General features: G+C 53.8%; 15 protein-coding genes and 1 pseudogene. 4 read left to right on the top strand and 12 right to left on the bottom strand.

Annotated features, from left to right (window positions below):
• Positions 1–56: 56 nt before the first annotated feature.
• The 5 genes from rpsA to CYR52_RS02900 all read right to left on the bottom strand — a co-directional run bounded on the left by rpsA (position 57) and on the right by CYR52_RS02900 (position 6,147).
• Positions 57–1,730 (bottom strand): 30S ribosomal protein S1, encoded by a 1,674-nt coding sequence (gene rpsA, locus CYR52_RS02920; RefSeq protein ID WP_072925799.1) that lies wholly within the window; start codon positions 1,728–1,730, stop codon positions 57–59.
• A 122-nt stretch (positions 1,731–1,852) separates the two neighbouring features.
• Positions 1,853–2,542: a (d)CMP kinase gene (cmk, locus tag CYR52_RS02915; protein ID WP_072925803.1), complete on the bottom strand. Its 690-nt coding sequence runs from the start codon at positions 2,540–2,542 to the stop codon at positions 1,853–1,855.
• Positions 2,543–2,750: 208 nt separating this feature from the next.
• Positions 2,751–4,037 carry a 3-phosphoshikimate 1-carboxyvinyltransferase gene (gene aroA / locus CYR52_RS02910; protein ID WP_101827960.1) on the bottom strand — a complete coding sequence of 429 codons (1,287 nt, stop codon included), beginning with the start codon at positions 4,035–4,037 and terminating at the stop codon, positions 2,751–2,753.
• 117 nt (positions 4,038–4,154) lie between these two features.
• Positions 4,155–5,240, bottom strand: coding sequence for a 3-phosphoserine/phosphohydroxythreonine transaminase (gene serC, locus CYR52_RS02905; protein WP_072925806.1), 1,086 nt, complete (start codon positions 5,238–5,240; stop codon positions 4,155–4,157).
• 214 nt (positions 5,241–5,454) lie between these two features.
• Complete coding sequence (locus tag CYR52_RS02900) at positions 5,455–6,147, bottom strand: DUF421 domain-containing protein (protein WP_072925809.1); 693 nt, start codon at positions 6,145–6,147, stop codon at positions 5,455–5,457.
• 237 nt (positions 6,148–6,384) lie between these two features.
• On the opposite strand from CYR52_RS02900, the gene ycaO reads away from it, so the two are divergent.
• From ycaO to pflA, 4 genes are all read left to right on the top strand, one after another.
• Complete coding sequence (gene ycaO, locus CYR52_RS02895) at positions 6,385–8,142, top strand: 30S ribosomal protein S12 methylthiotransferase accessory factor YcaO (RefSeq protein WP_101827920.1); 1,758 nt, start codon at positions 6,385–6,387, stop codon at positions 8,140–8,142.
• A gap of 464 nt (positions 8,143–8,606) precedes the next feature.
• Positions 8,607–9,464: a formate transporter FocA gene (focA, locus tag CYR52_RS02890; protein ID WP_072925814.1), complete on the top strand. Its 858-nt coding sequence runs from the start codon at positions 8,607–8,609 to the stop codon at positions 9,462–9,464.
• Between the two features lie 59 nt (positions 9,465–9,523).
• Positions 9,524–11,806: a formate C-acetyltransferase gene (gene pflB / locus CYR52_RS02885; RefSeq protein ID WP_072925817.1), complete on the top strand. Its 2,283-nt coding sequence runs from the start codon at positions 9,524–9,526 to the stop codon at positions 11,804–11,806.
• 234 nt (positions 11,807–12,040) lie between these two features.
• Positions 12,041–12,781, top strand: a complete 741-nt coding sequence (pflA, locus tag CYR52_RS02880; protein WP_072925820.1) for a pyruvate formate lyase 1-activating protein — start codon at positions 12,041–12,043, stop codon at positions 12,779–12,781.
• 51 nt (positions 12,782–12,832) lie between these two features.
• Here the strand turns inward: pflA and CYR52_RS02875 are convergent, their stop codons facing one another.
• The 7 genes and pseudogenes from CYR52_RS02875 to dmsA form a co-directional block, all read right to left on the bottom strand.
• Entirely contained in the window at positions 12,833–13,978 is a 1,146-nt protein-coding gene (locus CYR52_RS02875; RefSeq protein ID WP_101827919.1) for an MFS transporter, read from the bottom strand.
• Between the two features lie 111 nt (positions 13,979–14,089).
• Positions 14,090–14,329 carry a 4Fe-4S dicluster domain-containing protein gene (locus tag CYR52_RS22860; RefSeq protein WP_241522381.1) on the bottom strand — a complete coding sequence of 80 codons (240 nt, stop codon included), beginning with the start codon at positions 14,327–14,329 and terminating at the stop codon, positions 14,090–14,092.
• Positions 14,330–14,437: 108 nt separating this feature from the next.
• Positions 14,438–14,650 (bottom strand): annotated as a pseudogene (locus tag CYR52_RS22855) (4Fe-4S binding protein); the annotation flags it as partial.
• A complete protein-coding gene (gene dmsD / locus CYR52_RS02865) occupies positions 14,650–15,249 on the bottom strand; it encodes a Tat proofreading chaperone DmsD (protein WP_101827917.1) in 600 nt (199 codons plus the stop codon). The pseudogene CYR52_RS22855 and the gene dmsD, both read right to left, overlap by 1 nt.
• Positions 15,250–15,312: 63 nt before the next feature.
• Positions 15,313–16,176, bottom strand: coding sequence for a DmsC/YnfH family molybdoenzyme membrane anchor subunit (locus CYR52_RS02860; protein ID WP_101827916.1), 864 nt, complete (start codon positions 16,174–16,176; stop codon positions 15,313–15,315).
• Between the two features lies 1 nt (position 16,177).
• Complete coding sequence (locus CYR52_RS02855) at positions 16,178–16,795, bottom strand: DMSO/selenate family reductase complex B subunit (RefSeq protein ID WP_101827915.1); 618 nt, start codon at positions 16,793–16,795, stop codon at positions 16,178–16,180.
• Positions 16,796–16,805: 10 nt separating this feature from the next.
• On the bottom strand, positions 16,806–19,253 hold the full coding sequence (dmsA, locus tag CYR52_RS02850) for a dimethylsulfoxide reductase subunit A (RefSeq protein WP_101827914.1): 2,448 nt from the start codon (positions 19,251–19,253) through the stop codon (positions 16,806–16,808).
• Positions 19,254–19,423 lie beyond the last annotated feature (170 nt).

Here is a 19,423-nt window from a genome sequence, read left to right as displayed (position 1 = left end):
CCTCCAAGCTTTGCAGCTAAACTACCGTTTCGGGGCGGCAGGGCCGCCCCCCGTCATTACTCGCCTTTAGCCGCTTTGAAAGCTTCAGCCATAGCGTTAGAGAAGTTACCTTCTTCTGGTTTGTTGTTCACAGAAGCGATGGCATCTTTCTCGTCAGCTTCGTCCTTAGCACGAACGGACAGGCTTACAACGCGGTTCTTACGGTCAACACCGGTGAATTTAGCTTCAACGTCGTCGCCAACATTCAGAACCAGGGTTGCATCTTCAACGCGGTCGCGAGAAGCTTCAGATGCACGCAGGTAGCCTTCTACGCCGCCTGCTAATTCAACTGTAGCACCTTTAGCGTCAACTGCAGTGACTTTACCGGTAACAATAGTACCTTTCTTGTTCATAGACAGGTAGTTATTGAACGGGTCTTCAGCCAACTGCTTCACGCCCAGGGAGATACGCTCGCGCTCTGCGTCAACTTGCAGAACAACAGCAGCGATTTCGTCGCCTTTCTTGTATTCACGTACTGCTTCTTCGCCTGCAACGTTCCAGGAGATGTCAGACAGGTGAACCAGGCCGTCGATGCCGCCGTCCAGGCCGATGAAGATACCGAAGTCAGTGATAGACTTGATTTTACCTTCAACGCGGTCGCCCTTGTTGTGGGTCTCAGCGAACTGCTGCCACGGGTTGGATTTGCACTGCTTCAGGCCCAGAGAGATACGACGACGTTCTTCGTCGATGTCCAGAACCATAACTTCCACAACGTCGCCAACGTTAACAACTTTGGACGGGTGGATGTTTTTGTTGGTCCAATCCATTTCGGAAACGTGTACCAGACCTTCAACGCCTTCTTCGATTTCTACGAAGCAGCCGTAATCAGTCAGGTTGGTAACACGACCGGTCAGCTTGGTGCCTTCCGGGTAACGTTTAGCGATAGCAACCCACGGATCTTCGCCCAGTTGCTTCAGACCCAGAGAAACACGGGTACGCTCGCGGTCGAACTTCAGCACTTTAACAGTGATTTCGTCGCCAACGTTCACGATTTCACTCGGATGCTTAACGCGTTTCCATGCCATATCAGTGATATGCAGCAGGCCGTCAACGCCACCCAGATCAACGAATGCACCGTAGTCAGTGAGGTTCTTAACGATACCTTTAACTTCCATGCCTTCCTGCAGGTTTTCCAACAGTTGATCGCGCTCAGCGCTGTTCTCGGATTCGATCACGGCACGACGGGAAACAACAACGTTGTTGCGTTTCTGGTCCAGCTTGATGACTTTGAACTCAAGTTCTTTGCCTTCAAGGTGCAGGGTGTCGCGTACCGGACGCACGTCAACCAGGGAACCTGGCAGGAACGCACGGATGCCGTTCAGCTCAACAGTGAAGCCACCTTTAACTTTGCCGTTGATAACACCGGTAACAGTTTCAGCGTCTTCGTAAGCTTTTTCCAGCGTGATCCAAGCTTCATGACGTTTAGCTTTCTCACGGGACAGCAGGGTTTCACCGAAGCCGTCTTCAACTGCATCCAGAGCAACGTCAACTTCGTCACCCACCTGGATTTCCAGTTCACCCTGGGCGTTCTTGAACTGTTCTGCCGGAATAGCAGACTCAGATTTCAGACCGGCATCAACCAGAACGATATCTTTGTCAATGGCAACAACAACACCACGAACGATGGAACCCGGGCGGGTTTCGATGGTTTTTAAGGATTCTTCAAATAGTTGAGCAAAAGATTCTGTCATATTGATAATCTTCAGGATTCTTCAATTTAACGTCCATCTAGCATCCCGCCGGATGGGGTTGTTTCACATGCCCTGCCGCCGTACCTGGCAGCAAGGTAAAAAATTCGTCAGACCGGGGTCTGTTATTTTTGCGTCAGCGCCAGGATATCCCGTGCGTGTGACAGGGCCTTTTCAATCACTTCATTAATGGACATGCTTGTTGAATCAAGCAACAGGGCATCAGAAGCAGGCACCAGCGGCGCAATAGCCCGATTACGATCGCGATCATCGCGTTCTTTTATCTCGGCTAAAAGACGTTCAAAGTTAACACTAAAGCCCTTTTCCTGCAACTGTAGCATACGTCTGTGTGCACGTTCTTCTGCGCTGGCATCCAAAAATATTTTTACAGGCGCATCAGGGAAAACCACTGTGCCCATATCACGGCCGTCGGCAATCAGGCCCGGCAGGTCACGGAATGCACGCTGACGGCGCAACAACGCCTCGCGTACCCGCGGGAAAGCTGCAGCCTGTGACGCAGTATTCCCTACTGTTTCAGTGCGGATCTCGTGGCTGACATCTTCACCTTCCAGAATCACCTCGATCTGCCCGTTGCGCGAGATAAACCGGACATCAAGATGCGCCGCCAGAGGCACCAACGCCTCTTCAGACTGAATATCTACCTGATGGTGCAGCGCAGCCAGCGCCAGCACACGATAGATAGCGCCGGAATCCAGCAGGTGCCAACCGAGTGACTCTGCCAGCGCCTTACACAGTGTGCCCTTACCGGCACCACTCGGGCCGTCAACGGTAATAACCGGGGCTGTGACCGTCATATCTCACTCCTTTAGATTGGGGAAACCCGCTTTATTATCCAGTAGGCTATTTTCAGGTGCAGCATTATACGCTGCCTTGCGCAGAACTGTTACCTTTGCGCAACACCATGAGTAAAATTAACCCCACAAACATTCAGAGAGTCTAGAAGATAGTCAAAATATGGCCGGGATAAAAAAAACGGGCATTATTTGCCCGTTTTGGTCAGCGCTATGCCGGCTGGCTCAGCGAGGCCAGCCGGTCAAAATAGTCCGGGAAGGTTTTGGCTGTGCATTTCGGATCCAGAATGGTGACTGGCGTGTCCGACAACGCCACCAGGGAGAAACACATTGCCATGCGGTGATCGTCATAGGTGCCGATCTCTGCTTTCTGTAGTCTGGCAGGCGGGGTGACGCGGATATAATCGTGCCCCTCCTCCACTTCTGCGCCGACTTTGCGCAATTCTGTTGCCATCGCGGCCAGGCGGTCAGTCTCTTTTACGCGCCAGTTATAAATATTGCGGATTGTGGTTGTGCCCTGGGCAAACAGTGCCGTGGTTGCAATGGTCATTGCTGCGTCAGGGATGGCATTCATGTCCATGTCGATGCCCTGTAACGTTCCGCGGGTGCACTCAATATAAGCATCCCCCCAGGTGATCCGGGCGCCCATCTTTTCAAGCACATCAGCAAAGTGAATGTCACCCTGCATACTGTTGCGCCCGATGCCGGTCACCCGCACGGTGCCGCCTTTGATGGCCGCCGCCGCCAGGAAATAGGAGGCGGAAGACGCATCCCCTTCAACCAGATAGTCGCCCGGTGCCTGATACGTCTGGTTGCCGGTAATGTGGAAGACCTGATAATTGTCGTGATCGACCCGGATACCAAAGCTCGCCATCATATTCAGGGTAATATCAATATAGGGTTTGGACACCAGCTCCCCCTTGATATGGATGACGGTGTCCTGCGGGGCCAGCGGTGCTGTCATCAGCAGCGCCGTCAAAAACTGGCTGGAGACCGAGCCGTCCACCGACACCTCTCCCCCGGTAAACCCGCCATGCAAACGCAGCGGCGGATAGTTTTCCTGCTCAAGGTAGTCAACCTTTGCGCCGCCCTGCCGCAGGGCCTCGACCAGGTGCCCAATCGGGCGCTCTTTCATCCGCGGCTCCCCGGTCAGGGTAATGTCGCCTGACGAGAGGCAGAGCGCCGCTGCCAGCGGCCGCATGGCGGTGCCGGCATTGCCCAGAAACAGTTCCAGGCCATCCGCACTGTGTAACGGCCCGGCATTACCTTCTACTTCACAGCAGGTCCGATCATCGGACAGACGGAACGTCACACCCAGTTTCTCCAGGGCATTCAGCATATGCCGCACATCATCACTGTCGAGCAGGTTGGTGAGCTTTGTGGTGCCCTTTGCCAGCGCAGCCAGCAGCAGCGCCCGGTTAGAGACGCTCTTTGAACCGGGAAGGTTAATGGTGCCACTGATTTTGGCGATAGGTTGTAGGGTTAACGAGTCCTGCATGTAAAACACACTCTCTAAAGTCAATCATAAAAGAACCCCGGTTTTAGGCCGGGGTTCCTGGAAAATCATCAGGTTAACAATCTTTTTCTCAGCCAGCGCTACCCCACCGGCGTGGGGTCAGCCGTGGCGGCGCTCAAATTCTGCCATAAAATCGGTCAGAGCCCTGACGCCCTCAATCGGCATGGCGTTATAGATAGACGCCCGCATTCCCCCCACCACCCGGTGGCCTTTCAAGGCATGTAACCCGGCTTTAACAGACTCATCAAGGAATACCTTGTCCAGCGCTGCATCAGCCAGTTGGAAGGGAATGTTCATCCAGGAGCGGTTGGCTTCAGCCACCTCATTACGATAAAAATCGCTCTGATCAATCACACCATACAGCAATTCCGCCTTGGCTTTATTGCGTTTTTCCATCTCAAGCAGCCCGCCCTGCTCTTTCAGCCATTTAAAGACCATGCCGGACAGATACCAGGCAAAAGTAGGCGGCGTGTTAAACATGGAGTCATTTTCAGACAGCACGGTGTAATCCAGAATCGACGGCAGGGCCTGTTTTGCCTTGCCCAGCAGATCGTCCCGTACAATCACCAGGGTCAGACCGGCAGGGCCGATATTTTTTTGCGCACCGGCATAGATAACGCCAAAACGGCTGACATCAATCGGGCGGGAAAGAATGGACGAGGAGTAGTCAGCCACCACCACTTTGTCACCGAAGTCCGGCATATCATGAATGGCGACGCCATCAATGGTTTCATTTGGGCAGTAATGCACATAGGCCGCATCATCATGCAGATCCCATTGGTTCATTGGCGTGACGGCGCGGCGGCCATCCTGCGTGGTCGCCGCATTAATCACATGCGGCGTACAATATTTTTGCACTTCCTGGATGGCGCTGTGGGCCCAGTAACCGCCATCGACATAATCAGCGGTGGTTTTCTCACCCAGCAGGTTCAGCGGTACGGCGGCAAATTGTGCCCGCGCCCCGCCGTGACAAAACAGCACTTTATAGTTGGCCGGGATCTTCAGCAGGTCGCGCAGGTCACGTTCCGATTCTTCTGCCACCTGGATAAATTCTTTGCTGCGATGGCTGATTTCCATGACAGACGTGCCTAACCCATGCCAGTTGCAGAGTTCTTGTTCGGCACGACGCAACACTTCTACCGGCAGCATGGCCGGACCCGCACTGAAATTGAAAACCTGAGTCATTTCCCTTCACCACTCGCTAAGATAACTGTTATGTATGACCAACCTGTTATCGGTTTTATCACTCGAACCCGTGCCCTGCAACGGTTATTCTGCAACGGGAAAGCGCCTTCGGGAAACAACAGCAAGATCCTGTGCTTATACTGTCCCACTCTTCCCCGGTTGTGCCTTTATCTTCTTCCTTATCAGGACGATAATTTGGCAGGATGTTCTGAGTTTACACAATGCGGCGGTGCGTCAGGGCCGTGACCCATTTATCGCTTCCGCATTGCGGGCAGCGGCAGGTTTCCCCCTTTTTCAGGGCGTGAATCAGGCTGCAATGGTGGCAGGCATACTCATCATCTTCCGGGACTTTCTGAAGGAACGTGACGTAATCTGCAGGCATTACCGGCAGGCCGGGCCTGACATGCTCAGGCTCGAAAAAGAAGACGCTGATCCCGCCGTTGACTTCCAGGATCGCCAGCCTGACCTGCCCCAGGTGCTCAACGCCGGCCAGCCGGAATTCCATAAAGAATTCATCGTGGGTGATATTGCGTTTCTTCATAGTGTGCCATTCAAACTGGCCATCCCGTACGATCACCACTGGCTTGCCTTCCAGCCAATTCTGGAACATCCGGTGACGGGACATCAGCCAGGTCGCCAGCCGGTAAAAAATCATGATGGAAATGAAAACGGCGAACACCGGCAATAAAGGCACATCATCATAGAAAGCCACGTCCCCGGCGGCCGACCCCAGCGTCAGAATGATCAACACTTCAAACAGCGACATTTGCCTGACGCCGCGCCGGCCACTGACCTTAAGAAAGATAAACACCAGTACAAAGGTAAATAAACTGCGGGCGGCCACTTCAGCCAAAAACTCCACCGGCGCGTCGTCCAGCAGCATCCGTTGAATATCAAATGCTTTCATGATGTCTTCCCTTTCAGAGCAATGGTAAGTGTGCAGGGCTGAGAGGCGTGCCGCACCGCTGCCGGGCAGGCAACAACAGGCACCGGGGTGCTCAGCCTGCGCTATGATAAAAAATCCCTATTATCAATCCATAAGAATAATCAGTTTCTCCCGGCGACGGCCGCCTCATCAACTCATGGAGCTTAGGAATAAAAGTCCGTATTATGGCGGTTTTCAGTACGATAAAAAGTGAACCCCATGACCCAAACCTTTATTCCCGGCAAAGATGCAGCGCTTGAAGACTCCATCGCCCGCTTCCAGCAAAAACTCACCGATCTGGGCTTCCATATTGAAGAAGCTTCCTGGCTTAACCCGGTTCCCCATGTCTGGTCAGTGCATATCCGCGACCGCGATTGTCCGCTGTGCTTTACCAACGGCAAAGGGGCCAGTAAGAAAGCTGCACTGGCGTCTGCATTGGGTGAATACTTTGAACGCCTGTCGACCAACTATTTCTTCGCCGATTTCTATCTGGGCAAAGAGATTGCCGAAGGCGATTTCGTGCATTATCCGAATGAAAAATGGTTCCCGCTGCCGGAAGACAACAGCCTGCCCCAGGGCATTCTGGATGAGCGCCTGCACGCGTTTTATGATCCGGATCAGGCACTGACCGCCGGCGATCTGATTGATCTCCAATCGGGTAATGCAGCGCGCGGCATCTGTACCCTGCCGTTTACCCGCCAGTCCGATCTCAATACCGTGTATATTCCGATGAACATCATCGGCAACCTGTATGTCTCCAACGGCATGTCTGCAGGTAACACCGCCAATGAAGCACGCGTCCAGGGGCTGTCTGAAGTCTTTGAGCGTTATGTCAAAAACCGGATTATTGCGGAATCCATCAGCCTGCCGGAAATCCCGCAGGAAGTCCTGGCGCGCTATCCGGGCGTGGTGGAAGCCATTGCCAAACTGGAAGAGGAAGGTTTCCCGATTCTCTCTTATGACGCCTCACTGGGCGGCCAGTACCCGGTCATTTGCGTGGTGCTGTTCAACCCGGCTAACGGCACCTGCTTTGCCTCCTTCGGCGCGCACCCGGACTTTGGTGTCGCCCTTGAGCGCACCGTCACTGAGTTGTTGCAGGGCCGTAGCCTGAAGGATCTCGATGTCTTTACCCCGCCGACGTTTGATGACGAAGAAGTGGCAGAACATGCCAACCTCGAAACCCACTTTATCGACTCCAGCGGTCTGATCTCCTGGGATATGTTTAAACAGGATGCCGATTACGCCTTCGCTGACTGGGATTTCAGCGGCACGACAGAAGAAGAATTCGCCACCCTCATGGCCATTTTCCAGCAGGAAGACGCAGAGGTGTATATCGCTGACTATGAGCATCTGGGGGTGTACGCCTGCCGTATTCTGGTGCCGGGCATGTCCGATATCTATCCGGCTGAAGACCTGCTGCTGGCAAACAACAGCATGGGCGCTCACCTGCGGGATAAATTGCTGGCGTTGCCGGCCAGTGACTGGTCTCAGGAAGAGTACCTGGCGCTGATCCAGGAGCTGGATGATGAAGGCCTGGATGATTTCACCCGGGTACGTGAACTGCTGGGCCTGGCGACCGGTAAAGATAACGGCTGGTATACGTTGCGCGTTGGTGAACTGAAATCCATGCTGGCCCTGGCCGGCGGTGATCTGGATCAGGCACTGATTTGGGCGGAGTGGACGCAGGAGTTCAATGCTTCCGTCTTTACCCCTGAGCGCAGCAACTACTACCGCTGCCTGCAAACCCTGCTGCTGCTGGCGCAGGAACCGGAGCGTGAACCGGCGCAATATTATGCGGCATTTGTGAAGATGTACGGCCAGGACGCTGTGGATCAGGCCTCTGCGGCCTTGAGCGGCGAAAGCCGCTTCCACGGCTTGTTTGCCATTGATGACGAACTGAAAGCCCTGCCGGCCCACCAATCCTTGCTGGCTGCTTATGAAAAATTGCAGCAGGCTAAACGTCGTTATTGGGCGTAAGACTGAGGAGGCGATGGGCATATCCCATTAACCTGCTCTTCTGATCCCGGCTGATTCTTCAGCTCCGGTAATGAATATTTTTACCGGAGCTGTTTTTTCTGAATGTTTTCTTTTGAGGCTTACCGTTTTCTTCACGATTTATCAAGACAAAAGCCGTAGGAATGTTATTTAAGTTAACCCAAAGTAAATAAAATGATAAAAATATACTGCACATTATTTTATGAATTAAACAATAGCACATAAATATCAACTTTATTGGGCATCACCTCAAACCATCATCAAAAATTAATATAAATATTAAAATTTTTTTTCTTCTTATCTATCAAATAGATAAATTAAAAATTGCTTATATAATATACAACGCAGGTGCGATCTCCCCACGTATTATGATCTAAATCAACTTTTCTACTATACTGCTTTGTTAGTATCTCTTTGCACTGTCTTAACCATCAGAGAGAGTTAGTGTGAAAGCTGAGAATCCTTTCGATCTTCTTCTTCCGCCCGCCGCAGCAAAAGTGGCCGAAGATGCAGGCGTATATAAAGCAACAAAACACCCGCTGACAACGTTTTATTTAGCGATTACTGCCGGCGTGTTTATTTCTATTGCCTTCGTTTTTTATATTACCGCCACAACCGGCACTGCCGCCGTACCCTATGGGTTTGCCAAGCTGGTTGGCGGGCTCTGCTTCTCATTAGGGCTGATGCTGGTGGTGGTCGGTGGCGCTGACCTGTTCACCTCCACGGTGCTTATCGTGGTCGCGAAAGCCAGCAAACGGATTACCTGGGGTCAGTTAGCCCGTAACTGGATTAACGTTTACCTGGGTAACCTGGTGGGGGCGCTCTTCTTTGTGGCCCTTATCTGGTATGCGGGCGAACATAAAGTTGCAAATGGTCTGTGGGGGCTGAATGTGCTTCAGACTGCCGACCATAAAATGCACCACACGTTTATTGAAGCCGTCTGCCTCGGCACCCTGGCCAACCTGATGGTGTGTCTGGCGGTGTGGATGAGTTATTCCGGCCGCAGCCTGATGGACAAAATGTTCGCGATGTTATTACCGGTCGGCATGTTTGTCGCCAGCGGTTTTGAGCACAGCATTGCCAACATGTTTTTAATTCCCCTCGGCATTGTCATCAAAGAGTTTGCTACACCCGAGTTCTGGCAAGCGGTGGGGGCAACACCTGATCAATTCTCACATCTGACCGTCAGCCATTTTATTGTCGACAACCTGATCCCGGTGACCCTCGGCAATATCATCGGCGGCGGCATTCTGGTCGGGTTGACGTACTGGGCGATTTATTTGCGTGGTGATGCCCATCACTAGCTGTTCAGCATCACTACACCGGGTTTACAAAGAAATTCACATCTTAAGGTAGGTGCATAATGTCCGAGCTTAATCAAAAATTGGCAACCGCATGGGAAAGCTTCCGCAACGGTGACTGGCAACATGAGGTCAATGTCCGTGACTTCATCCAGAAAAACTACACCCCGTATGAAGGTGACGAGTCTTTCCTGGCGGGCGCAACGGATGCCACCACTGCCCTGTGGGCCGATGTCATGGAAGGGGTCAAAATTGAAAACCGCACCCATGCGCCGGTAGATTTTGATACCCATATTGCTTCGACCATTACGTCCCACGATGCCGGCTACATCAATAAAGACCTGGAGAAAATTGTTGGTCTGCAGACAGAAGCCCCACTAAAACGTGCGCTGATTCCGTTTGGCGGCATCAAAATGGTGGAAGGTTCCTGCAAGGTTTACGGCCGTGAACTCGATCCGCAACTGAAAAAAGTGTTCACAGACTACCGTAAAACCCACAACCAGGGTGTGTTTGACGTCTATACCCCGGACATTCTGCGCTGCCGCAAATCCGGCGTGCTGACCGGCCTGCCGGATGCCTACGGCCGTGGCCGTATTATCGGTGACTATCGCCGCGTTGCGTTGTACGGCATCGATTTCCTGATGGCAGACAAATTTGCTCAGTTCAAATCCCTGCAGGAAAAACTGGAAAACGGTGAAGATCTGGAAATGACCATTCAGCTGCGCGAAGAGATTGCTGAACAGCACCGCGCACTGGGTCAGATCAAAGAGATGGCTGCCAAATATGGTTATGACATTTCCGGCCCGGCCAAAACCGCTCAGGAAGCCGTACAGTGGACTTACTTCGGTTATCTGGCAGCAGTAAAATCCCAGAATGGCGCGGCGATGTCCTTTGGCCGTGTCTCTACCTTCCTGGATATCTACATTGAGCGTGATATCAAAGCCGGCAAACTCACTGAGCAGCAGGCACAGGAACTGATCGACCATCTGGTTATGAAACTGCGTATGGTGCGCTTCCTGCGTACGCCGGAATATGATGAACTCTTCTCCGGCGACCCGATCTGGGCCACAGAATCCCTGGCAGGGATGGGCGTGGATGGCCGTACGCTGGTCACCAAAAACAGCTTCCGCTTCCTGAACACCCTCTACACCATGGGGCCGTCCCCAGAGCCGAACATGACCATTCTGTGGTCTGAAAAACTGCCGCTGAACTTCAAGAAATTCGCCGCTAAAGTCTCTATCGACACCTCATCCGTTCAGTATGAGAACGATGACCTGATGCGTCCGGACTTCAATAATGATGACTATGCCATCGCCTGTTGCGTCAGCCCGATGATTGTCGGCAAACAGATGCAGTTCTTCGGTGCCCGCGCCAACCTGGCGAAAACCATGCTTTATGCCATCAATGGCGGCATGGATGAAAAAATGAAAATGCAGGTCGGCCCGAAAGAAGCGCCGATGATGGATGAAGTGCTGGACTACGATAAAGTGATGGATCGGATGGATCACTTTATGGATTGGCTGGCAAAACAGTATGTAACTGCCCTGAACATCATCCATTACATGCACGATAAATACAGTTATGAAGCGGCCTTGATGGCCCTGCATGACCGTGACGTTTACCGTACCATGGCTTGCGGCATCGCTGGGTTGTCCGTTGCGGCTGACTCCCTGTCTGCCATTAAATATGCCAAAGTCTCTACTATTCGTGATGAAGATGGCCTGGCCGTGGACTTCAAAATCGAAGGTGAATATCCGCAATTTGGTAACAACGATGCCCGCGTGGATGACATCGCCTGTGACCTGGTTGAGCGCTTCATGAAGAAAATTCAGAAGCTGCGCACTTACCGTCACGCGGTACCGACGCAATCCGTGCTGACGATCACCTCCAACGTGGTGTACGGTAAGAAAACCGGTAACACCCCGGATGGCCGCCGCGCCGGTGCGCCGTTTGGCCCAGGTGCCAACCCGATGCATGGCCGCGATCAGAAAGGTGCCGTTGCCTCGCTGACATCTGTTGCCAAACTGCCGTTTGCCTACGCGAAAGATGGTATCTCTTATACCTTCTCTATCGTCCCGAATGCCTTGGGTAAAGATGATGATGTGCGTAAAGCTAACCTGGCCGGGTTGATGGACGGTTATTTCCACCATGAAGCGTCGATTGAGGGTGGCCAGCACCTGAACGTTAACGTCATGAACCGCGAAATGTTACTGGACGCCATGGAGCATCCGGAAAAATATCCGCAATTGACGATTCGTGTTTCAGGTTACGCGGTACGCTTTAACTCGCTGACCAAAGAACAGCAACAAGACGTGATTACCCGTACCTTTACTAAGTCGCTGTAATTGTCCCGGTGATATCAAGGCCCCTGCTCAGGGGCCTTTCACCCCTCACTCCTCTCTGCGCATTCACTTTCCACGCTGAGTGTCGGTTTTGCCGGGCATCTATACTGAAGGTGGCAGGCAAAACCGTTATTCAACGCCGGGCCGGCATTCATACCATGCCAGGTACATCGCTGTACTTCCCGCCGTTTATTTAAATAAGACTGCTGATGAACAGTCACTATTGGAGAGCCCGCAATGTCAGTAAAAGGTCGTATCCACTCTTTTGAATCCTGTGGCACTGTTGATGGCCCAGGCATCCGGTTTATCGTCTTTTTCCAGGGTTGTCTGATGCGTTGCCTCTATTGCCACAACCGCGACACCTGGGACACCCACGGCGGTAAAGAAGTCACGGTAGAGGAACTGGTCAACGAGGCAGTGACTTACCGGCACTTTATGAATGCCTCAGGGGGCGGCGTGACGGCCTCCGGCGGCGAAGCCATTTTGCAGGCGGAGTTCGTGCGTGACTGGTTCCGCGCCTGCCATAAAGAGGGCATCAATACCTGCCTTGATACCAATGGTTTTGTGCGCCGTTATGATCCGGTGATCGACGAACTGCTGGATGTAACGGATTTGGTCATGCTCGACCTCAAACAACTCAATGACAGTATCCACCAGAATCTGGTCGGGGTGTCTAACCACCGCACGCTGGATTTTGCCCGTTATCTGGCTAAACGCAATCAGCGTACCTGGATCCGCTATGTTGTGGTGCCAGGATGGTCAGATGATGATAACTCAGCGCATATGCTGGGTGAATTTACCAAAGACATGACTAACATTGAGAAAATTGAATTGCTGCCCTATCACGAACTGGGCAAGCACAAATGGGTGGCCATGGGTGAAGAGTACAAGCTTGATGGCGTGAAACCACCCAGCAAAGAAATCATGGATCGGGTTAAACATATCCTTGAAGGCTATGGCCACAAGGTAATGTATTAAAAAGGTCTGTCTTAAAAATAAGGCGCGGAGATAATTCTCCGCGCCGCTCTGTCAGGCCGTTGCAATTGGCGTTGAGGAAGCGCCGGCTTTCTTGAAAAGCATCACCATATAAACCAATGCCACCGCCGCAATCATGACAAACAGCAATTGATCCGAATAATGCTGCATTAATATCGCGGTCATGGTGGGGCCGGTCAGGCTGCCAATGGTATAACTCATTAACAACGCCTGATTCATTGCCACCAGCTCATGCGCCGGGACACGTTCACATGCCCAGGCCATCGCAACCGGGTATAAAGTGAAACCTGCACAGCCAAGAATGAACAGCGTAGGTGCCATCGCATAGCCGCTTAACATCGCCACACTGCCCAGCACGATCACAAACACCTGAATGCGCAGCACCAGCAAACGTCCGTAACGATCGGCCAGCCGCCCTACCGGCCACTGCCCGATAATCCCGGCACTGACCAGTAACGCCATCCAGTAGCCGACATTGCCGTCGCTCATTCCCTGATGGGACAGGTACAGCGGCATCAGCCCATACAGGGAGCCCAACACAATCCCGGAAATAATGCAGCCGTTAATGCCTAACCGGGCATCACGGCGTTTCAGCATCGGCCATACCGACGTATGGGGCTGGGTAACATCCTGATAGCCGAAAGCGGCAAAGAACAGCGGCAGCATGGCGAAAAGCACCAGCGCCGTCACCCAGGGCAGCACATTCAGCAGCCCGGTAGGCATCACACCTAACAGGAGTTGCCCGCTTACGGTCGCCAGGTAATAGGTCATCATATACGCCGCCAGTAATTGGCCGCGGTTCTGCACCGTGCCGCTGCGCAGCAATGCACTCTCCACCACCACCCAAATCAGCGCACACCCTATCCCAGCAATGTAGCGGCAGCCCAGCCAGGCCCAGAAGTTGATGGAATAGGCCATTCCGGCCGTCGCCAGGGCGAACACCAGGCAGGAAAAATAGTAGCTGCGATTAAAGCCATAGCGTTTAATCACCGCGCCGGCAATCAATGTCCCGACAAGGTTACCGCAAAAATAAGCAGAGCTGACAAGCCCGATTTGCCAGGTCGGCAATGCTTCGTGGGTCAGCCATAACGGCACCAATGTGTTCAAAACCGCAACAGAAACGGTCAGCAATAAAAGCCCACAGAGCAATAACAGCACCGGGCGAGAGTAGGCAGACATAGTGTGGATGATAATCAGGAGGCGAAGAGTGCGCGCATCATGCCACCCGCCGTTAAAAAGTCAATGCGGTAAAAAACCTCGGCAGCACAAAGTGTTACTCGTTGATTGAAATCATTTATCAATGCTTGCAGGGTGAATGCCGCGCGCAACGGGAATTAATTCAATATGCCCATGATAACAAGCAAGTTTACAGGCGCCGCATCCCCAACATTGTGCAGCAATAATCGATGGCACTTTTTCTTGATTAAAAAATATTGCCGACACAGAACAGGCATTTGCACATACCCGGCATATGACAGCCAGAGGGCTTAAACACCCGGCAGTGATAACCGGGCGCAGATTAATGGCCATTCTGACGTCAGCGGAAAGTGCGCCGGCACGACAATGCTGCGTACACCCCAGGCAACCATCACATGCCGCAGTATCGACAACCAATTCTGCCTTTCCCTGAATCAGGCAGATTATGCCTACCGGGCACGCGGCCGCGCACGCCCCGCACCCATTACAGCGTGCCAGAAACACCGTTTCCGGCACGGCCTGGGGCGGCCTGACAGCCACCCGACTTGCTGTCGCAGGCTGAGTGGGCCGGGCTGCATTACGCAGGCTCCGCAATAAGCCGCGACGGCTGATCCGGCGGGAGAGTGTCGCCTTTGGTGTATTGTCAGCACTCATCAGCGATACAGTGTTTTTGCGAGCACCTCGATTTCCCGTGCCTTGTGCCAGCCGGCGAGCGTGAGGCGGGTCAAGGATGCGGCGGCCTGATAAAAAGGATGTCCGGCGGCAGGTTCCAACAGCGTGATATAACGCGGTGCCCAGGGTAACAGGTGTCCGGCAAGAAACGCATCCACATCTGCCGGGCGCTCCTCCGCCAGCCAGGCGGCCATCAACAACAATAAGCCGATATGATCTTCCGGTTCCTGCGGCGGATGATAGGACGTAATGCCCCGGGCGGCCAGCCAGTGGCGCAGTGCCAGAGTAGAGTCACCAAATACCACGCCGTCCCGATCAAGATAAACCGACCCCCACGGGGGCGCTGCAAGCGCATCAGGCCCAATAAACAGGCGCTGGTAGGCATCATTTAGCGGCTCATGGGCGTGCTGGGCAAACCGTTCAGCAAGCAAAGAGAGTTCGTCATCGGTGCCATAAGGCCAGGCCCTGACCCACGCTGCTGACATAAAAAGCGGCTTCACTGTCTCAAATTCGGGTGCGCCTGGCGGATGATAGAGCAGCGCACCACACAGGCGGCCGGTCAGGGCAAGGTTTTGCAACATGATAATAACCTTTGAAGTAAAAAAACCGGCTTATACAGGTGATAAGCCGGTGATAGGAAGGCGCTAACCGCCGTAGGTCAGGCCGACGGTCATATGCAAGCCATAGAAGATCCCGCGCCCAAGCAGCTCACCGGCTACCACCAGCGCCAGACCGCTTGCCAGAATGAAAACGCCGGGCGCTTTTTGGGTGACCTGCGGCACAATCCAACAGCCCAGCCCAATAGCGATTAACGCCAGCCGCCAGCCCAGCAGTGCGCCCAGTGCCGGCACCAAAGAAGACGCCGACTGAACTGAGCTATGGAGAGTGTTTACCGTCGCCACCTGGCTGAACCAGACCACCGCGCTGATGACCAACGCCAGCAAGCTGACTAACGGCAACCACCGCACACTGCCGCGGGCCGCTACGCCCGCCGAGCGCAGGAGCAAGCCGCCCAGCAGTGGGCCGCCGATCAGGGCCGTCAGGGCAAAACTCAGGGAGGTGTACATGGGATCCCAGGTCGGCACGGTCGTGATGTGATAAACACGCCCCATAGCATAGACAAAACCTATGCCTGCCAGGCTGGTTACCAACAGCCAGAAGTTGCTGAGCGCTGTCGGCAATGTCTTGCATACCGCCAACAACCAGTACAAGCCGCCCAGCGCAAAAAACAGTGAGCCGCACGCGATCTCATTGCTGAGGGGCGAGGCACCGAGGCGGTTAAGCGCATTAAATGCCCGCAACGGGGAACCGAGGTGCATGACTGACGCCACAAAAGCCACGCCCATCACCACCCACAGGAAAAACATCCGCATCCGGGCAGTGTGTACTACCCGGCTATCCTGTTTTCCCTCCGCCAGCACCCACGCCATCGCGATAAACGCGCCCACCACACACTGCCCTAATACCGTAAAGATGATCAGCGGCCATTCATGCCATCCCGTTCCCATTTCACACCTCCTTTGGATTAGCCAGATGACCGGTGGTGTCTCCTACCGGCCGGCTGTTGGCATTGGGCTTAATCACGATATTCGGCCGGGTAAAGTGCGCGGCAGGCAAGGGAGCAACGCCCGCCAGATCGCCATATTTCGCGCGCAGTTCTTCTATCGGTGCCATGTCCAACGCACGTAACGGGCAAGATTCCACGCAAATAGGCTTTTTACCCTCCGCGACACGGGCGTAGCACCCGTCGCATTTGGTCATATGCCCTTTGGCCACATTATATTGCGGCGCGCCATAAGGGCACGCCATGTGGCAATAACGGCAGCCGATGCAGACCTCTTCATTCACCACCACAAAGCCATCATCCCGTTTATGCATCGCCCCGCTGGGGCAGACTTTAGTGCAGGCCGGGTCAGCGCAGTGATTGCAGGAGAGCGAAAGATAGTAAGCGAACACATTCTGCTGCCACCCTGCCCCCATTTTTTGCCAACTGCCGCCCGCATATTCATAGACGCGGCGGAAACTGACATCGGGCGTCAGATTTTTAAAATCCTTACACGCCAGCTCACAGGTCTTACAACCGGTACAGCGGCTGGAATCCATATAAAAGCCATATTGGGTTGTCATGATTTGCTCCTTAACCCTTTACTTTTTCGACCTGCACCAGATTGCTGTGGGAAGGGTTCCCTTTCGCCAGCGGAGAAGGCCGTTGGGAGGTCAGCACGTTAATCGAGCCGGCGTGATCGATACGCTGCGCATCAGGCGCATACCAGGCTCCTTCACCCAGGGCCACCACGCCCGGTAAAATGCGCGGCGTCACCCTGGCAGTAATCCGCACTTCACCGCGATCGTTGAAAATACGGATCAGATCACCATTGGCGATTTGCCGTGGCGCGGCATCATGCGGGTTGATCCACATCTCCTGGCGGCAAGCCGCTTTCAATACCTCTACGTTGCCGTAGGTAGAGTGAGTACGGGCTTTATAGTGAAAGCCCGTCAGTTGCAGAGGGAAGCGATGGTTGAGCGGATCATCATGACTTTCAAACCCGGCAGCGTAGATCGGTAAAGGATCAATGACATCACCCTCAGGCAGTTGCCAGATCGCAGCGATCTCCGCCAGTTGTGCGGAATAGATTTCAATTTTGCCGGACGGGGTAGCCAACGGATTGGCAATCGGATCCTGCCGGAATGCCCGATAGGCAATGTGATGGCCCTGGGGATCGCGCTGTTTAAATAGTCCCTGGCGGCGAAACTGGTCAAAATCAGGCAGCTCTGGAATAGCCTTCCGGGATTGCTGGTAGAGGTAACGCAGCCACTGCTCCTGAGTGCGGCCTTCGGTAAACTGCGCTTCGACGCCCAGCCGTTTTGCCAGCGCGCTGGTCATCTCATAAAGGGTTTTGCACTCAAAGCGTGGTGTGATGACTTGATCGGCAAAAATTACGTAGTCCATGTTGCCGCAGGAGGCATCCAGGCAGAAATCCATCTGTTCAGCGGCGGTGCAATCGGGCAAGAGAAGATCGGCGTAGCTCGCCGAGGCGGTCATGTGGTTGTCAATCACCACAATCGTCTCACACAGTGAATCATCCTGAAGGATTTCATGCGTCCGGTTAATATCGGAATGCTGATTGATCAGGCAGTTACCGGCATAATTCCAGATAAATTTAATGGGCACATCTAACTTATCTTTGCCGCGTACCCCATCACGCAGTGCAGTCATTTCCGGGCCACGAAGGATAGCGTCCGTCCACATAAACATGGAAATGCTGGCCTTCACCGGGTTTTCCAGTGTCGGCATCCGCACGAAAGGCATGGCGTATGCCCCTTCGCGGGCACCTGAATTCCCGCCTGAAATACCGACATTGCCGGTCAGGATCGCCAGCATCGCGATGGCCCGGGTAGTTGTTTCACCGTTGGCATGGCGTTGCGGCCCCCATCCCTGGGAGATAAAAGCGGGTTTGGCCTGGCCGATTTCCCGCGCCAGCTGGATAATTTTCGCTTCATGGACGCCGGTAATGGCCGCCGCCCAGGCAGGGGTCTTCGCGGTGGCATCTTTACCCTGGCCCAGGATGTAGGCTTTATAACTGGCCTGCGCCGGAATGCCGGGGGGCAAGGTTTTCTCGTCGTAACCCACACAGTAGGTATCAAGAAACGCCTGATCCACCAGGTTTTCGGTGATCATTACATAGGCTAATGCCGCGGCCAGGGCGGCGTCCGTGCCGGGGCGCAAAGGGACCCATTCATCTTCCCTGCCTGCGCCGGTATCGGTATAGCGCGGGTCAATGATAATCAGGCGGGCGTTGGATTTCTGGCGTGCCTGCTCCAGATAATAAGTCACCCCACCGCCGCTCATCCGCGTTTCACCTGGGTTGTTGCCGAACAGTACCACCAGCTTGCTGTTTTCAATATCAGACGGGCTGTTGCCGTCTGCCCAGCCGCCGTAGGTGTAATTCAGGCCGGCGGCAATCTGGGCCGAGCTGTAGTCACCATAGTGGTTAAGATAGCCGCCGCAACAGTTCATCAGCCGGGCAATCAGGGTTTTTCCCGGCGGCCAGGAGCGGGTCATGGTGCCGCCCAGCGTCCCGGTACCGTAATTCAGATAAATAGCTTCATTGCCATAATCCCGGATAATGTGTTTCAGCGTGCCGGCCAGCGTATCTAAGGCTTCGTCCCAACTGATGCGTTTAAACTTCCCTTCGCCACGCTTGCCTACCCGCTTCATCGGGTACTTCAGACGATCGGGATGCGCGATCCGCCGCCGCATTGAACGCCCGCGCAGGCAGGCACGCACCTGATGCAGCCCTTCATAGTCATCGTCGCCGGTGTTATCGGTTTCTACATAAAGAATTTCATCGTTAACGACGTGCATGCGTAACGGGCAGCGGCTGCCGCAATTAACCGTACAGGCACTCCAGACGACCTTTTCCTGCCTCTGAATTGCCTTTTCCGGCACGGTTTCCACGCGACCCTGCGCGAAGGGCAATGTTATGCCGCCGGCTGCCCATGCCAGCGCACCAGCACCGCCTTTCATCAAAACGCGGCGGCTGAGGGGGGTTTCCAGTAAGGGGGTTATTTCAGAATCGCTCATGTCATTCCCTTTTCTTGGCTCACAAATGTGTCGTTACGGACACCCTGCGCGGCAACCTGTCGTGTTTTTTAATAAAAGGGGCCGTCATCCTGTTCCCCCTCTGCCGCATGACTGGCCGGAAAATACGCCTCTTATCGGGTAAGCACTTTGTTTCGTATCAAGTAAATGCC

Origin of the sequence: Chimaeribacter arupi (assembly GCF_002858805.1) — a bacterium.
GTDB lineage: Bacteria > Pseudomonadota > Gammaproteobacteria > Enterobacterales > Enterobacteriaceae > Chimaeribacter > Chimaeribacter arupi.
The sequence above is the reverse complement of the archived record's forward strand: the minus strand, read 5'-3'. Positions and strand labels throughout refer to the sequence as shown.

What these genes read in the sequence shown, in the direction of transcription:
- CYR52_RS22860 (WP_241522381.1), bottom strand. Translation starts at nt 14,329, where the DNA reads ATGGCCATTAATCTGCGCCCGGTTATCACTGCCGGGTGTTTAAGCCCT.
- aroA (WP_101827960.1), bottom strand. Translation starts at nt 4,037, where the DNA reads ATGCAGGACTCGTTAACCCTACAACCTATCGCCAAAATCAGTGGCACC.
- CYR52_RS02900 (WP_072925809.1), bottom strand. Translation starts at nt 6,147, where the DNA reads ATGAAAGCATTTGATATTCAACGGATGCTGCTGGACGACGCGCCGGTG.
- CYR52_RS02860 (WP_101827916.1), bottom strand. Translation starts at nt 16,176, where the DNA reads ATGGGAACGGGATGGCATGAATGGCCGCTGATCATCTTTACGGTATTA.
- CYR52_RS02875 (WP_101827919.1), bottom strand. Translation starts at nt 13,978, where the DNA reads ATGTCTGCCTACTCTCGCCCGGTGCTGTTATTGCTCTGTGGGCTTTTA.
- rpsA (WP_072925799.1), bottom strand. Translation starts at nt 1,730, where the DNA reads ATGACAGAATCTTTTGCTCAACTATTTGAAGAATCCTTAAAAACCATC.
- dmsD (WP_101827917.1), bottom strand. Translation starts at nt 15,249, where the DNA reads ATGTTGCAAAACCTTGCCCTGACCGGCCGCCTGTGTGGTGCGCTGCTC.
- serC (WP_072925806.1), bottom strand. Translation starts at nt 5,240, where the DNA reads ATGACTCAGGTTTTCAATTTCAGTGCGGGTCCGGCCATGCTGCCGGTA.
- pflA (WP_072925820.1), top strand. Translation starts at nt 12,041, where the DNA reads ATGTCAGTAAAAGGTCGTATCCACTCTTTTGAATCCTGTGGCACTGTT.
- cmk (WP_072925803.1), bottom strand. Translation starts at nt 2,542, where the DNA reads ATGACGGTCACAGCCCCGGTTATTACCGTTGACGGCCCGAGTGGTGCC.
- CYR52_RS02855 (WP_101827915.1), bottom strand. Translation starts at nt 16,795, where the DNA reads ATGACAACCCAATATGGCTTTTATATGGATTCCAGCCGCTGTACCGGT.
- pflB (WP_072925817.1), top strand. Translation starts at nt 9,524, where the DNA reads ATGTCCGAGCTTAATCAAAAATTGGCAACCGCATGGGAAAGCTTCCGC.
- dmsA (WP_101827914.1), bottom strand. Translation starts at nt 19,253, where the DNA reads ATGAGCGATTCTGAAATAACCCCCTTACTGGAAACCCCCCTCAGCCGC.
- ycaO (WP_101827920.1), top strand. Translation starts at nt 6,385, where the DNA reads ATGACCCAAACCTTTATTCCCGGCAAAGATGCAGCGCTTGAAGACTCC.